Consider the following 16,025-nt stretch of genomic DNA (forward strand, 5'->3'; position numbering starts at 1 on the left):
GTAGAGGAAATTACACTGCCTACAGTTCGTGACTCATTTACTCTCTTTAGCGACGGTACCGAGCGCGGCGTCCTTTACTAGATAACGGCCTTCTACATCACTCAACACTTTCAGACTATTGCGAGCCATCACCACACCCACTTCTACCTCTTGTTTGAGGTAGATGACTTCGCCGGCCTTCACCGTGACGGTCATGTCTGCCCAGTTTTCAGCTTTGGAACTGATAACATGTTGCCCAGGCGACACATAGAAGTAGATATATTGGTTACCTCGATTGTAACCCATTTCCGAATCAGCCTCTTTGTCATCAAGGAAGACATTAAAACGCACCATCATCCCAGCATTACTGGGGCGGACAACGTACACCAACCCTTTATCAGCAATTGGAGGCTTGGGTAGTGAGTACTGCGCCACTTCGGCTTGCATTTTTTCCATCGAAGGGGCCGATGCACAGCCATACAGCAATCCTAGAGAGAGAGCTACAATGGCCTTGCAGAGAGCTTTGATCATGTAAACGGTCCTTGCAGAGTTATGGTTGTTTGTTATTAAGAGTTCAGGAGGTAGCACAACACCGGCACGAGGCCGGTGTCAGAACAAGCAAAAACTACGTTTATGTGCAGCGACTAAAAGCCAAACGAAGCGCTGCACCAATTTCACGCGGGGAACTGTTAGAAGAGATAACGACATAGTCTTTTTCAGTTATCCCCTTTCCACTCCACGCCTCTAGCTTTTCGTGATGACTGGGGCGAATAGTTATCTGACCACTTTGGCATTCGATACTGCACTTTCTCATGTCTTTAAATAACGCACGCTTAGTCTTGTAGCCATATCGTTCCAGAGTACTGTCAACCCATTTATCATATCGTTGATTGGTTAACTCGTAGTCGTATAAATCCATATCAAACGTAGCTTCAGGATGAATCCAAACATCCTTACGCGGCTCGGGAAGCACAAATCGGCTATGGGCCAACGCATCCAATATCGCAGCACCTAACTCTTGATCAGTGATTTCAGGGCTGGCGTAGTGTTCAACACCTTTTGGATCCGCTCGGCTACTCCGATAGCCGGAATAAGTTTTAACGTAAATAAACTCCTTGTTGACTCCTGCATCCGCCCAGGCTGTTTTCTCGACATTATTCATCTTAATTCACCTTGGTGATTTTTACCGTAATGCCTTTGCTTTGACCATATTCAATCGCTTTATTGATTTGAACCCATTGAGCGTTAGTCGTGGCTTTAGGAATGGCAACTTGTAATTCCCGAGCAGTAATTTGGCTTGAGTTAACTGTCACCCCCTTCAAGCCAGACTCAACAAAGTTAGCAGCAGCATCAATATTCCCTTTGAGCGACGAATATACTTGGCTCGGATTAGCAATTTTGGCAGCAGTCGTCGTATCAAGTGTTTTGGCACTGGTTGCTATTCCAGTGGTCTCGTCAAAAAAATCAAACGTCTTGAAGTTCGGTGGTAGTCGAGATCCTGCTGGCAGTTGCGTTCCCAAGTAATCCTCCCAAGGCAATCCTTGACTTTGGATACCCTTACCCCACGCAATCCCTGTTGTGGCCTGGTCTACTGCTCCTGCTGCGCCAGCAGCTTTTGTCGCTGCCGCCCTCTCCGCCGCTGCAAGTGCCGCCGCACCGCCAATGAGGGCACCGCCGATGACGCCCGATTCTCCCAAGAATGGCTGCAACCATGCATCGTGAGCCACACGCTCTTCGTCGTGGTTGATGCTCTGAAAGTGCTCAAGAACGTCTTTCTCAGCATCATTCAACGTGAAAGAATTGAGCAACGAATCGAGTTTAGCAGAGCCGTCTTCAACAGCCGCGTATTGATCGTAACACGCACCTTCCCCCCCTTTTTTGCAGTCATTCAGTCCCGCACCGGTTTTGCTGTCGTTCAGGGCTTGATATTTATCCTGCACCTGGCCACGGCACGCCACTGGATCGGGATTGGCACGGCAACCCACCAACTCTTGGGCCAGCTTATCCACTTCGTCATGCTGCAAATAATTATTAACAGCCGCCTGTTGCGCCACCCAGCCTGCTTTCTCCTGATCCTTGGCGCTCCCACCGGCCGCCGCAGCCACGGTCATCCCAACCAACTGGGACGTCATCGCGACTACACGAGCATGGGCATCTCCAGGGAAGATCTGGTTGCCGACCATTTCAAGCAGCGCCTCGTTAGCACCCGCTGCCAACGCCGCCGTGCGGAAGTCGCCCCCCGCAGCTTCGCCGATCAATCCCCCAACGAGGGCGTGCACTGCTACCTTCGTCGCCAAACCACTGCCGTTCAACGCATTGCCTACGTTCTGGTAGAGGTAGCCACTGAGCGCATCAGCGGCCATCATCACCGCGGCCTGAGCTAGGTTGTCCTTGAATTTCCCGCCTTGAAGAACGGTTTTCAGCGCGGAGTTGACCGCCAATTGCAGGGCAATATCGGCATTGCCGATACCACCACTCACCCCGGCGATGACATAACCTTTGAGGCTGTCGCTGGAAGTGACATCTTTAGCTACAGCCCCCAAATTGCCACGATTGTTGACCGTGCTGGTGGCCGCCTTGGTAGCCACTGCTGCGGCGACCGAGTTGGCTGCAATGCCGCCGGCACTGTCCGCAGCCGCCCCAACCAAAGTACTGCCGGCGCCCCAGGTCAGGTAGGTAACAAGAATCGCAATAGCCAGTTGCGCTGCTGGACCAAGCCCGGAATTGTCGTACTTGAAGGAGTCATGCACCTCCTGTACCTGCCGCCAATCCACATCCCCACGCGCTTCCGCGTCCTTCAACCAGACAAGACTCGGGTCAGCCTGCACCATCACGTCGATGGCCTGGCTTACGGTCTTCTGGTCGATCTGTTTGATGTCGACATGCAGACCGTCTACTGCCTTGATCGTCAGTTGCCCCTGAGCAACCAGTTGGCTCTGACGTAGGGTCTCGTCGGTGTTGCCCTTACCCTCGGAGGACTGCCATGCCAGGTTGCTGTCGCTCTTGGTATGGCTCTCATCATGTAAGTCCTTCACCGCTTCGAAGGTGATGCTGCCACCGCTGTCGAGGGTGATGTCCTTGCCACTGTCCAGTTTGGCCGCCTGGTACAGCTGATCGCCACCGCTAACCAAGGTCAGGTTGCCACCCGTCTTGATTTCGCTGCCGACGTTTTCGACGTCGGTGACTTCATCACGCTGGGTCTTCTTGCTGCCCCAGCTACCTTTCTTATGCATGTCGTACAGTGAGTAGTCGCTGTCTTGCGCGGCCAGCATTGACAGCTGATTGCCGGCGGAGAGGTAGGCTTCGTCCCCGGCGTTGACCTTGCTAGAGATCAGCGTCAGGTCCTGACCGGCACTTAGGGTGACGTTGCCACCGGCATTGATGCCGCTCCCGACCTGGTGAACATGGTCTTCCTGGCTGGTGTCTTTATCGGTCTTGTTGTAGCTGTGCTGTTCGTTGGCCGCCGAGGCTAGGGTGACATCACGGCCCGCAGACAAACTGACGTCGCGCTGGGCATCGATCTGACTGGCAATGGCCGTCACATCCCGTCCGGCCTGGATGCTCAGATCCTGCCCGACGCTCACGCTAGAACCGTACTGGGTGATGCTTTGATCGTAGCGATGGGTACCGTAGTCGTTGCTGACGGTTTGCTGAGCCGAGGTGAAGTTGACGTCGCGTCCGGCACTGATCGTGGTGTCACGGCCGCTTTGCAATACCCCACCGACGTTGTTGACATCGCGCCCGGCGCTGATGTTCAGGTTGTTGGCCGCTTCGATGCGTCCCGCGCTGTCGACGAAGTCCCGTTGCTGGCTGACGCCATTGCCGCTGGCGTTGTGCGAGGTGACGGTACGCTCGTTGATTACGTCGCCGCTGATGGTGGTGAGGCTGACATCGCGCCCGGCGATGATGCCGCCGGCTTTGTTGGTCAGGTCGTTACCCGCCAGCAGATCGAGGCGATTGCCGGCCTCAATCAGACCGCTGTTGACCAGGTTGTTGCTGGCGGCGGCTTGCAGGTTATGGGTGGCTTTGAGGGTACCAACGTTGTTCAGATCCTCGCCGGCGATCAGGGTCACGTCACTGCCCTGGATCAGCGCGCCGTTAGGGGCCAAGCGGTTGTTGGCATTGGCCAGGTACAACACCGGGACCAGCACGGTCTGACCGTCGACGACTTCACTTTCCATCCAGACAATGTCATGGGTCAGCGCCGCGACTTGTTCGGCGGTAAGGCTCACGCCCAGCGACAAATTCAGTTGATTCTTGCTGGCGAGGGCGTTGTCCATCAGGTATTTGAACTGCGCCTCATCGGACGTCATGCCGTCGATGAAGCGTTGGCCGGTACCGGCAACAATGGCTCGCTGAATCAGTTGCTGTTCGTAAAAACCATCCCCCAGACGCTTGGCACTGTCATCCGGGTTGTAACCCAGATTACCCAGCAGATAGTCCGAGCTCATGAACTGTTTGAGGTCGGTGAGAGCGGGATTGGTTTCGATCAGGTATTTCTGCGGATTGGAATGTCCCGTATTGCTGGGCACACCTTGCACGCGGGCGAAGCTGGAGGCGCCGGAGCCGCTCGTTCTCGGATCGATGGTGCTCGGCTGGCCACCTGGTAGGCTCTGCTGACGCTGCGCGTTACTGATGACGGCACCGCCCACGCTCCAGTTTTGCGGACCGCTGCTGGCGGTGCTGGTGTCTTGCCCGCTCAAGCGGAACAGACCGTTTTGCCCGGTCGGTAAGCTGAAACCGGGCAACGTCGTCGGGTTGACCTGTTGCTGGGCCAGATTGGGCGGTAGCTGCGCGTTGATAGTCACATGGGTGGCATAGGCACTGCCGGCACCGGTGTCAGTGTTGGTATGGCCGGCGGTGACATAGGCGTAGTAAGGACGCACCACGCTGTTGTTAATGGTCTGCGTGGCGTTGAGGTTGACACTGCCGCCGGCCTGAATAATCGCGGCGTAGGATGAGTCGCCGGTATTCGATACCGTGCTGTTATGCGTGAGCAGGCCACCGCCCATCCAACTGAGAAACGCGCTCAAGTCCGCTTCTACCGTGGCGGAGGGCGTGGGGCTGTTCTTGGCATTAAAATTGGCGGCTGCTGCGATGGCCTGGCCGATCTGCGTGACGTAGTTCCAGTAGGTCCGGGTAGTCGTAATGTCCTGGGTCTGCAAGCCGGTGTTGTTGATGGTCGTGGCATTGGCGGTCAGGTTACCGCTGGCGGCGATCGTGCTGCTGAGGTTGTTCAGCGTCTGGGCATTGATCAACAGGTCCGCGCCACTGGTGAGGCCGGAGGCCGCCGAGCTGTTGGTCACTTGCAGGGTGTCGGTTTCGTCGATCTGCCACAGACCATTGATTCCGCCCCAGCCGCGTTCATCGCAACCTGGCCCAGGAATCAGCTCGCAGGGCAGTTGGGTAATGGTCGCCTTGCTTTTGACGTGACCGTATTGCAGAACATCCATGACGTTGTTGACGGTCATGGCGTTGATGGTCAGGTTCAGCACGCTCTCGATGTTGCCGGAACGGTTGTCCAACAAGTCGGCCATGCCACCCTGCACATTTCCGGCAATCAGCACGTTGCCAAAGCCGTACACTTGCGCATAGCTGTTGGTGAAACTGCTGGCGAACAGTTGCATATCGCCGCCGCTGGAAATCAGTCCGTGATCGTTGAGCAGCGAGCCAGTGCTGACGGTGAGATCTTGGCCGCTGGCCAGGGTACCGTAGTTGCTGAGGCTCCCAGTGACGATGGCCAAGTTGGCTGTCGAGGTCAGGCGACCGTAGTTATTGAGGGCGCCACCGACGGTGAGTGTGGTGTCGCTGCCTCCCACAATGCTCGCCGTAGTGCTCAGGCCGATTTGCGCCGCTCTCACATCCAGAGCGCCCAGGCTGCTCAGACGCCCATTACCCCAGTACGTCCCACCCAAGTTAAGATCCAAGGTGCCATCGCTAGCGATTAGCCCATCGTTGTACCAAGTGCCGCCCGTTCCGATGAAGCTGTCGGAAGCCAGTAACTGGCCGCTGCCGGTCTGACTGAAATTGTTGACGTTGACCGTCAGGCGCCCGGCCTGAATTACGTTGCTGTTGTTCCAGCTGTCGGCGGTGAGGGTCAGGCCACCACGGGTCACCAAGGTACCCCCTGCCCCGATCACATTGGCGGTGGAAATGTCGAAGGTGCCGGTGCCGACGTGCAACAGGCTGCCACCGGTATTGAGGAAGCTAGCGGCATTCAGGGTGAGGTCGGTGTTGGCGGTTTCCAGGGTGCCGTTTTGGTTGTCGAACAGGCCGCCAATCTGAAAGTTGGTGGTGCCGCTGGTGCCCAAGGCCCGCAACTGGCCGGTCTGGTTATCAAGACTGGCGGCGCTGATCGCCAAGGTGCTGTCGCTTTCGAGGACGCCTTGGCGGTTGTTGAGCGCTCCGCTCAGGCTCAGGTCGATTTGACGGGCGGCGACCTGGCCGCCGCTGCTGTTGTCGAAGTCGCTGCCGGTGACATTGATTCGGCCGGCGGCATACAGGCCGCCGTTGCGGTTGTCGAAGCCGGCGGTGTGAATCACGATGTCGCCGGTTTGCGCCGAGAGTCGCCCACCACTATTGTCGATGCCACCTAATGCACTGAGATCCAGGCGCTGGGCCTGTGTAATCCCGCCCTGACTGTTGTTATCCAGGTCAACGCCATTGTTCAACAGACCAGAGAGCAGTGCGGTCAAGGCGCCTTGCAAGCTGGCCAAGACCCCGCCACGGCTGTCGACATTGCCTGCGTTGAGCGTCAGGTCGCCATCCTGGGCGATTATCCGCCCGCTGTGGTTATCGATATCTCCTGTAACGTCGAGCCCCAAAGTGTCCTGGCTTTGCAGTGCACCATGGCTGTTGGTAAGGCTGGCCGCGTGTAGTTGTAGGTCAGCGTGCTGGCTGTAGATCAGGCCGTCGCTATCGTTCTGTACCGCACCGCTTGCGGTCAGCAGCAGTGAGCCGCTGGCGGCCACGGTGCCGCGATTGCGGTTATCCAGGCCGCCGGTAAGCAGGGTAAGCAGGCTCTGGCTGGCGATCTGCCCGCCCTGGTTGTCGATCTGGCTGGTGTGCTGAATTAACAAGGGGCCAGCACTGGCCAGTTGGCCGTTGGTGTTGGTCAACACCCCTAGCAGGTTGAGGGTGACCGCACCATTGCCAGCAAGTCGGCCGGAGCTGTTATCCAGCGAGGTGCCGCTGATAATCAGGTCCTGCTGGGCGTTGATCACGCCCGCCGCGTTGCCGAGAGTCAAGGCGTGCACGCTTAGGCCGGCGCCACTATCAATCAAGCCGCCTTGGCTGTTGTTGAGCAGACCCGCGACGGTCAGGGTCTGGCCACCGCCACTGGACAGAATACCGCCCTGGCTGTTGTCTAGGTCGGAAGCGTTGATGGTCAACTGCTTCTGGGTGACCACGGCACCGCCACCGTTATTGAGCACGCTGCCGCTCACGTCCAGCAGCAGGTCACCGTTACGGCTGGAGAGCGTGCCGTTGTTGCGATTGTCCAGGTCAGCCGCACTCACCTGAAGGCTGTTCCAGCCCGAGATCAGGCCGTCCTGGTTGTTCACCTTGGCCGCATCGACGCTCAGTAGCTGGCTGCTGATCAGCTTGCCGGAACGGTTATCGAGGTTACGACCAGCCAAGGAGAAACTTTGCTGACTGGAGATCTCACCGCCCTGGTTGCTCAAATCACGCAGGTGTTGGATCGACAGTTGACCATCGCTGGTGATCAACCCGGCCATGTTGTTCAGGTCGCCCGTAGCGGTACCAAAGTCAAGGGCAATGGCGCTGCCGAGCAACGAGCCGTTCTGGTTGTTCAGGCCGGCACTGCTGATGGTGAGCGCGGTGGTGGCGTTGATTAGACCCTGGTTTTGGTTCGTCAATTGACCGTCGACGCTCAGATTCAGATCAGCGCGGCTGGTTAACGTACCGCCGCTGTTGTCCAGAGTGACGGCGTGGACGTCGAGGGCCGCAGCAGCGATCAGCCCTTTGACGTTGATCAGAGCTTGATTGATGCGCAAGGTTAGCGCCTGACTGCTGAGCAGGTTGCCGTTGCTATTGTCCAGGCTATTGGCCGTGAGGGTGAAGGCCTGCGCGCTGGAAATTTCGCCGTTCTGGTTGCCCACATCCTGAAGGTTGTTCAGCATCAGGAGTGGCGCGGTGATCAGCCCGTTGGCGTTGTTCAACTGGCCATGGTTCAGGTCCAAGGTCAGGCTGGTATTGCTGAACAATTGCCCGCCTTGCTGGTCCAGTCCGGTGACGCTGGCACTCAAAGCGCCTGCGCTGGCGATTCGGCCCGCGCTCTGGTTGCTGACTTGGCCGGCGCTGAGCGTCAGGGTACTGCCACTGCTGAGGTTACTGGTGTTGTTGTTGAAGGTGCCGGTGGACAGGTTAAGCGCGCCTTTACCGCTGATGCTCCCGCCTTGGCTGTTATCCAGGTTGCCGCTGGATAGGTTGAGGCCGCCATCGGTGACCAGTTGCCCGCCTTGGTTGTCGATCGACCCAGCGCTAAAAAGACTCAACTGGCCAGCACTGGACAGGCTGCCGAGACGGTTGGCCACGCTGGCGGCACTGACCGTGAGCAGGCCTTCGCTGCTGAGCAGGCCGCCGCTGTTGGTCAGGTCGCCACTGAGCGTGACGCTAAGGTCGCGCTGGCTTCGCAGGCTGCCCGCACTGTTGTCCAGGCTACTACCCGACAGGCTCACCCCGGTGGTACCCGAGAGCAGGCCTTGGGCACTGTTGCTGATGTGTTGGATGCCGAGGTTCAGCCCGGCACCAGCGAGCACACGACCGCCCTGGCTGTTGTCCAGTTGCTGCCCGGTCACGGTGACGCCGGCCGCACTCGACAGTTCGCCGCCACGGTTATCTATGGTCGCGACACTGACCTGAATCCCATGGGTGGCGGCAACCAGCCCGTTCTGCCGGTTGTCCAGTGTGGAACCGCCGAGGCTGAGCGCGCCTTGGGCAATCAGTTGGCCATTCAGGTTGCTTAGCGCTCCGACCTGCGCCCCCAGATTGCCTTTGCTGGCGATCTGGCCGGCTGTGTTGTCGACGCTGCCTGCGTTCAGCCACAGATCGCTGTCAGCGATCAGGGTGCCGCCCTGGTTGGCGAAGTCGCCGAGTACACTCAAGCCCAGGCCACCGGCGGCACTGATCAGACCCTGGCTGTTGAGCAACTGTTGGGTGTTCAGCGACAGGTTGCCGCTGCTGAGCACTTGCCCGTGGCTGCGGTTATCCAGGCTTCCTGTCGTGAGATTGGCGCTGTTACGCGCACTCAAGGTGCCGCCTTGATTATTCAAATTTTGCGCCGCGCTGACCGCCAAGTTACGACTGGCGATCATGCTGTGGCCGGTGTTGCTAATGCTCTGCGCGGAGAGATTGACGTCACCGCTGCTGTTGCGGCTGTTGTCGGCATTAATACCCGACTCGATAATGCCGTTGTTCGTCAGGAGGCCACCGCTGCTCAGATTGATACTGTCGCGTGCAGCGAGGCTTTGCTGGTTGGTCAGGCCGCCTTGGGTCTGGATGTTGAGCGCGGTGCCGGCATACACCGGACCTTGCGTCTCCAGGCTGGCCGCATTGACGTTGATCGCTCCGGTGGCAGCGGTCTGCGCCAGGCTCAATTGGCCGTTGGCACTGATCTGGATATCGCCACCACTGGCCGCCAGATTGCCGGCCAGGCGCACGCCGACCCCGGCCTCTGTACCGACCAGGCGAATGGTGTTGGCGTACATCCCGCCCAAGGCTGCCGAGTCGATGGCCAACTGTGGTTTGAGGCTGCCGTCATCGGTGCGAGGCGTGGCGTTCAGGGTCTGCGCGTTGACGTCGTTGCGCCCGGCAATGATGCTCAGGTTGTTGGCTTGAATATCGGCGTTGATCTTGGCCGAGCGGGTGATGATTTCGAAGCTGTCGACGTTATCGGCGTTCAGGCCTGCGCCGTCAATCGAGATGCTGCCGCCATCTACTTGGTAGTGGTCGAGGCCGCCGGCACCGTTCAACACTGGCTTGCCGGTGGTCAGGGTGACCCTAGGGGTGTTGATGAATCCGCAACCCGAGCACGAAATCCCATACGGATTTGCGACAATCACTCTTGCCGATTGTCCCGCGACTTCCGTATAGCCGTTGAGTTGGCTCGGCCGACCGCCATTGACCTCATTCAGAATAATTTGCGCGGCGGTCCCGTTGAGGTTCGGGTTGCCAAGGATGATCCCGCCCAGCTGTGTCGACTGTGTGCGCAGCGTGGCGTTGTTGAGGATCACTCCATTGGCGCCGACGTTGTAGTCCTGGAACTGGTTGTGTGAAAGGCCTGCGGCATTGGGCGCGGCGATCTGGACAATAGGCACCCCGTTACCTGCCACCCCAAGGCTGGTGCCCGGTGCACTGACCACAATCCCGTCGGCCTGGGCCCACACTGGCTGCCAGAACATGACGTTGGCCAACAGAAACGCCACCCCACGCTTGGGCAGTCCCCAGAATTGCTCAGGAGATTGTGCTGCCTTAACTGGCTGGTCGGCACACGAAGTCAGGTGACGGATGTCCATATCAGAATCTCGGGGCAGGCAAAAATTAGAGGGCAAGGCCCAGACTGAAATAGATCGGTGCTTCGCGCTCGGCCAGCGCATCAGGGCGTTCCAGGGAGTGGGCAAAGGTCACACTGGCAGACAGGTACTGACCACGGGCAAACAGCTCCCATGAGTTGCTGGACAGGCGCCCGTGCTGCTCGCCGTTGTAAGGGCCATGGCTGATCACGCCTTGGTCATACCCCAGACTGGTGCCGTATTCGGCGAACACCGGGTACAGCCATTCCAGCGTCACCGGGCGGCTCCAACGCAGGTCGTTGCGCCAGTAGCCGCCGCTGTCACCCGACAAGGATTGGTCCTGATAACCGCGAATCGAGGACAGGCCGCCGAGGCTGGTACGCTGCGGACTGAACAACACGTCTTCACTGTGCTGACCGGTCATCAGGCTGCTGAAGCTGAACGACTCGTCCCACAGCTTGAACGGTTGCAGGTAGCTCACGGTGGCGGTGTATTTACGGTAACGGGCGTCGGGCTCGCCTGGGCCGGGATGATTGTTGGCTTGCGCATCGAAGGCGCCGATGCCCTCCTGCATCCCCACGTCCAGGTTGACGAAGGCACTGCCGATGCGCCGACCGTGGTTGAGGCCAAACTGCGCTTCACTGATGCGGTTGCTGCTCAGGGCCAGCTTGCTGTCTTCGATGAAGTTGTTGCTGCGTAAGGTCGACACCCCGGCGTTGAGCGAAGTCTTGCTCAGCGCATCGCGATGGATCACCCGCTCGGCGCGCAGCGCATGCGTCTGGCTGTCGCCGGTTTGTTTGAAATCAAAACCGTTGGCCTCGGCCAGTGAGCGGTACTCGCTCTGGCTGTAGCTGTAATTGAAGTTCCACCAGCCCCACGGCAGGTTGTAATTCAAAAAAACGTTGTGGGAAGTGTGCTGGTGATCGCTCACCGCATCATGGCCGCCACGCAGCAGTATTTGATCGGCCAAGCCCAGTGGACTATCCCAATCGAAGGTCGTGCCCCACTGCTGCTGGCCGGTGCTTTTCTGCCCGTCATTGCTGCGGGACAATCCGACGCGCCAGGGCTTTTGTGGGGTGTTCTTGACCAGCACCTCACTGCCACCGACGTCCTTGCCGGGGGCCAATTCCATCTGCGCCTGATTCGACGGCAAGCGGTTGAGTTGATCGACCAGTTGCTCGATTTCACGCAGGTTGACCAAGTCGCCGGTTTTACCGGGAAACGCCATGGCCAGTTCGCGCTCCGACAGTTGGCTGCCGTCGGCGCCTTTCAAGCCTTCAAGCTTGCCCTCGACCACCAGTACTTGCAGGTGCCCGGTGGACAAGTCCTGCTGTGGCAAGTAGGCCCGACTGGTGACCAGGCCTTTGTCGATGTAGTGATCGGTGATGACTTTTAGCAGTTCGTTGAGCTGGGTGACGCCCAAGCATTGGCCGATGTAGGGCTTGAGCAGGCGCTCGCGCTCAGCAGCGGACAGGCTGCCAGCACCTTTGAGTTCGATGTCTTTGATCGGGAAGCAGCGGGTGTCGGCCGGTGTCGCGGGCGGGGTGGGCTGAACTGCTTTTCCCGGCAGGGTTTTGAGCTCTTCGAGCCGGCGCTGCTGCTGTTCGAGCAAGCGCTCCTGTCGTTCGCGAATCAAGCCCTGATCACCGGGATTCGGTTCGGGCGCGGCTTGGGCTGAACCGAGTGCACTCAAGCCACTCAATAGCGCCCACGAAAACAACATCTTTGGGAGGTGAACTGCCCGCATACCAACTCCATCCCTGATGTGTAAGCTTGGCTCGATCGGGCCAAATTAGTGGTTAAGAACACGCTGTTATTGACTAAGCCGAGACTTTTCAAAAGCAGCGAGTGTTAGGGCTGGCCAGATGAATAGATGTAGGACTTGTCTGAAAAATACGCGGGAATTTTCCCGAAAACATAACGTGCGCTTACGCGAGCGCGGCTCATTTCAAAAGTACCAACACCGGTTAACAATTGGTCCATGACGAGGCCCGCACAACCAAGTAATCATCAGGCGCCGCAGGGATGTGAGCCAGTGAAAAGCAATCAAAAATTTGTTTTTGATAACTAGAGAGATTGTAAAAATAGCTCCGCTTGTCGACACTGATCGAGGATAAAGGCTCTAAGCCTGAGAGTATCGTCAGCTTGCGCCAACCTTGCGACCGAATGCGCCAGCGACACCTAAACGGCACCATTTGCCCGAATATAAACACGGAAAAATTATCTGCCGAGATGAAAACTTTACCTTAAAGGCTTATAGGTATTACCTTTTCCGGGAAAATCCCAGACCTCATGGCTCGGCCCCCCTTAATATGTCGCTCACCAAGTCCATCAGCAAACGAATCCAAAAAATGCCTAAGGGCCGACTGTTTCTCAGTAGCCTTCTCTGGCAATGTGACAACCGTGCAACAGTCAACAAAGCGCTCTCAAGACTTGTTAAGGTCGGCGTTCTGGAGCGTGTAGTTCGCGGAGTCTATATGCGGCCCAAGGCAAGCAAATACGCTGGCCAAGTGCGCGCCAGCCCTGTGGCGGTGATTAAATTGATGGCCAAGGCAAACGGGGAGTCGCTTCAGATACACGGCGCAGAAGCCGCTCGCTTGATCGGGCTAAGTACACAGATGCAGGTATTGGCCACCTTCTACACAAGTGGGGCTACACGCCAAATCCACGTTGGGAATACCACCGTACGCTTACGACACGCTTCAAAAGATCGTTTTCAGTACGCAGACACCAAGATCGGACTAGCTCTCACGGCTCTTCACTACATTGGTAAAGAAGCTTTGTCCTTCGAGGTAGTGTCACATATTCAAAAAGAGCTTAGTGATGTCGAATTCAAAGCGCTCCAGACGTGCCAGATGCCAGAGTGGATGAGGGCAGCCTTAACTCCTGCGAGTTCGTAACCATCAGACCCAGGCGATGCTCGTACTGAGCCAAAGTCAAAAATAAACGAACAACTGGCAACAAACCGCTTTTTTTGCAACTTACGGTGTGCGTAGGGCCTTAGACTAAAGTAAGGATTTTTTGTCCTTGCTAGTGCTTTATGCGCCTAGAGGAAAGATTCCTTTCCTTTAGAGCCGACATTTAAGTACCGAGTAGAGAAGTAAAGCGACACATTGACCTGCGCGCGATGGGCCGCATAGCCATTTGGTTTCTAATATTACGAGTCGATGAGGTCGATCCAAAACTGACGGCGGCGACAGGTAGTACTCGGCCAACTCTGTTGAAAAAGTAGCTCCCCTGTCTTGCCTGCTCTAAATCTCGGCATTGGGGAATGCAATTCAATCGAGTGGTCAGTAGAGACTTAATCAGTGGTCAAGGGGTGTGCAATTTCGCATTAGGAATACGGATATGGACAACACTGAATTATTTGTCCATGATCATCACTTAAGCGTGTGGACACTTGTATGTAGACCCACAGCGCGCTCATTACTGGGCATTTCTAGGATGTCCATACCCCCCTACGTTTCCAGTGCCCCTGTGGATATCTTGGCGAACCGAGCGGCAAATGCAGTTGTACGCCGGACATGGTCCAGCGCTACCGCAACAAACTGTCAGGCCCATTGCTGGACCGAATCGACCTGCATCTGACTGTTGCCCGGGAAGCCACGGCGCTCAATCCGGCGCTTAAACCCGGTGACGACACCGCCACCGCAGCGGTACTAGTGGCTGACGCACGAGAACGGCAACACAAGCGCCAGGGCTGCGCCAATGCGTTCCTCGATCTGCCGGGTTTGCGCAAACATTGCACGTTATCCACAGCCGACGAAAACTGGCTGGAATCCGCTTGTGAAAGATTGACGCTGTCGCTGAGAGCCGCACATCGGCTGCTTAAAGTAGCCCGAACGCTGGCGGATCTTGAGCAAACCGATGAGATAAAGCGCGAGCACCTGGCCGAGGCATTGCAGTACCGGCCGAGTGCAAATTGAGGGATTTCATAAAGTCCAAAATGACCTCATGCAACCTATGCACACTTACGCTAGTCTCATACGGTTTTGGACCTCCGCTAATTGACGGCGACATCATTATGACATTAAGGTCGCCAGCTAATTGCAGGAGCAAGAACAGACACCTTTGTCTGTCATTATTTGCGCAACGATACATATGGAGTTTGAATGCGCGGGGCACTATTACGCAGCGGTAAGAGCGGGTCATTCACTGCCCTGGGCGAAACAGGTCAACCGGTCTACCGGGCGGCCCTGCAATTGCGCGAAGCCATTCGTCGCAAGAATCCCGAAATGGTCGATCATCTGGCCATCCCTCAAAGCGATGAACTCGGCAACCAGATCGACTGGTACAGCGGCCTCGAGGGCGATGTCATCCCGTGGAGCAGCGCGACCGAAGAAGAACGCGTCCCCGCCCGCCTCCAACTTGAATCCTTGAAGACAGCGCTCGACGAATTGAGCCAGCGCTACCTGGGCACTGATCCGGCCGAACAGCAGCAAGGCGACAAAGCGGTGTTCGGCAAGTTGCTAAAGCGCGTCATTCATTTCCCTGACGAAAACTTCGTCTACCTGGTGCAAGGCAAACCGGTACTGACCTTTTGGGGTTTCGAGCACGCGGGCACCGACCGCAATCGCGATCCCCTGCACTGCCTGACTCAGGCTGCGCCCGTGTTCACCCTGCCACCCGTGGTCGAAGCAGCGCCCGTTGTCGCGCCGATCGTGCCAGTGGTGGCTCGCCCGTGGTGGCGACGCTGGTGGTGGCTGTTGCTGCTGCCTTTCTTGCTGCTGTTGTTGTGGCTACTCTTGGGTTTACGCGGTTGCGTGCCGATTCCACGGGTGGCGGTTGATCTGCTTCCAGAGGGCGTCGTGCCCGTTGAAAGACAACTGGAAGAGCCACCATTGACCGGCAATGCCACGACATTGAATGGCGTCCCCGTGACAGGCACTGTCACAGGGACCACCACCGGCACCGCCGTGACGGGGACTCATGGTGTCGAAGCGCCAGCCGTCGAGGGTAACGAGGCTGATGCCGCGAGCGCCGACTTGGGCAAAAATCCAGGCATAGATCCAGGCAAAGATCAGGGTAAAGACCCGGCAGCCGAATCGCCGGCCACGGCACCTGAAAACAAAACCGCTCCGCCTGCTGTCTCACCATCCGAGGCAGAAAAATCCGCCGCCGCAAAACCTGGCCCTCCCCTGAGCATTCCGCCAGACGCCGCTGACGGTGCCGCCAAGTTCCTCGACGGTCAGTTCCGCGCCGGTGCTGGCATTCAGGATCGTCGCACCGGCAAACCGCTGCGCCTGGAGTACCAACTCAAGGACGGCAAGGGCGAAGTCACCGTGCACCAGGCCGACGGCACCAAATGCAGCGGGCCGGTGAGCGCTACCATGAAGGGTGGCAGCCTGGCCATCGACAGCCAGGGTCAGGCCGTATGTGCCGATGGCAGCACTTACGACATGCCCAAGGTCAACTGCCGCAAAGGGGCGACCACAGTCGCAGACTGCACCGGCGGTTACGGCAAAGAACAATTCCCCATGTCCATGCGGCACGTGGCCGAATAAAAACGGAATA

6 protein-coding genes and 1 pseudogene are annotated in these 16,025 nt (G+C 57.6%); 3 read left to right on the forward strand and 4 right to left on the reverse strand.

Translation table 11 applies throughout. The features are described 5' to 3' along the window. Window positions 1–33: 33 nt before the first annotated feature. The 4 genes from C7534_RS10610 to C7534_RS10625 all read right to left on the reverse strand — a co-directional run bounded on the left by C7534_RS10610 (window position 34) and on the right by C7534_RS10625 (window position 12,258). Window positions 34–426: a DUF2846 domain-containing protein gene (locus C7534_RS10610; RefSeq protein WP_177412234.1), complete on the reverse strand. Its 393-nt coding sequence runs from the start codon at window positions 424–426 to the stop codon at window positions 34–36. 184 nt (window positions 427–610) lie between these two features. Next, the gene (locus C7534_RS10615) at window positions 611–1,141 is read right to left on the reverse strand and encodes a contact-dependent growth inhibition system immunity protein (RefSeq protein WP_109785717.1); all 531 of its coding nucleotides are present in this window, start codon (window positions 1,139–1,141) and stop codon (window positions 611–613) included. 1 nt (window position 1,142) lies between these two features. Further along, a complete protein-coding gene (locus C7534_RS10620; protein WP_109785718.1) occupies window positions 1,143–10,514 on the reverse strand; it encodes a two-partner secretion domain-containing protein in 9,372 nt (3,123 codons plus the stop codon). A gap of 25 nt (window positions 10,515–10,539) precedes the next feature. Continuing rightward, the gene (locus tag C7534_RS10625; protein WP_442963203.1) at window positions 10,540–12,258 is read right to left on the reverse strand and encodes a ShlB/FhaC/HecB family hemolysin secretion/activation protein; all 1,719 of its coding nucleotides are present in this window, start codon (window positions 12,256–12,258) and stop codon (window positions 10,540–10,542) included. A 565-nt stretch (window positions 12,259–12,823) separates the two neighbouring features. Here C7534_RS10625 and C7534_RS10630 point away from each other — a divergent pair. The 3 genes and pseudogenes from C7534_RS10630 (at window position 12,824) to C7534_RS10640 (ending at window position 16,015) form a co-directional block, all read left to right on the forward strand. Further along, entirely contained in the window at window positions 12,824–13,411 is a 588-nt protein-coding gene (locus C7534_RS10630) for a DUF6088 family protein (RefSeq protein ID WP_177412235.1), read from the forward strand. Window positions 13,412–13,957: 546 nt separating this feature from the next. Continuing rightward, a pseudogene (locus tag C7534_RS10635) lies at window positions 13,958–14,437 on the forward strand (ATP-binding protein); the annotation flags it as partial. Between the two features lie 186 nt (window positions 14,438–14,623). Next, complete coding sequence (locus C7534_RS10640; protein WP_109785720.1) at window positions 14,624–16,015, forward strand: SrfA family protein; 1,392 nt, start codon at window positions 14,624–14,626, stop codon at window positions 16,013–16,015. The last annotated feature ends 10 nt before the right edge of the window (window positions 16,016–16,025 follow it).

This window comes from Pseudomonas sp. OV226, assembly GCF_003148705.1.
In the GTDB taxonomy this organism is placed as follows: Bacteria; Pseudomonadota; Gammaproteobacteria; order Pseudomonadales; family Pseudomonadaceae; genus Aquipseudomonas.

Coding starts and splice junctions, on each gene's coding strand:
- C7534_RS10610 (WP_177412234.1), bottom strand. CDS start 426: ATGCAAGCCGAAGTGGCGCAGTACTCACTACCCAAGCCTCCAATTGCT.
- C7534_RS10615 (WP_109785717.1), bottom strand. CDS start 1,141: ATGAATAATGTCGAGAAAACAGCCTGGGCGGATGCAGGAGTCAACAAG.
- C7534_RS10620 (WP_109785718.1), bottom strand. CDS start 10,514: ATGGACATCCGTCACCTGACTTCGTGTGCCGACCAGCCAGTTAAGGCA.
- C7534_RS10625 (WP_442963203.1), bottom strand. CDS start 12,258: ATGCGGGCAGTTCACCTCCCAAAGATGTTGTTTTCGTGGGCGCTATTG.
- C7534_RS10630 (WP_177412235.1), top strand. CDS start 12,824: ATGTCGCTCACCAAGTCCATCAGCAAACGAATCCAAAAAATGCCTAAG.
- C7534_RS10640 (WP_109785720.1), top strand. CDS start 14,624: ATGCGCGGGGCACTATTACGCAGCGGTAAGAGCGGGTCATTCACTGCC.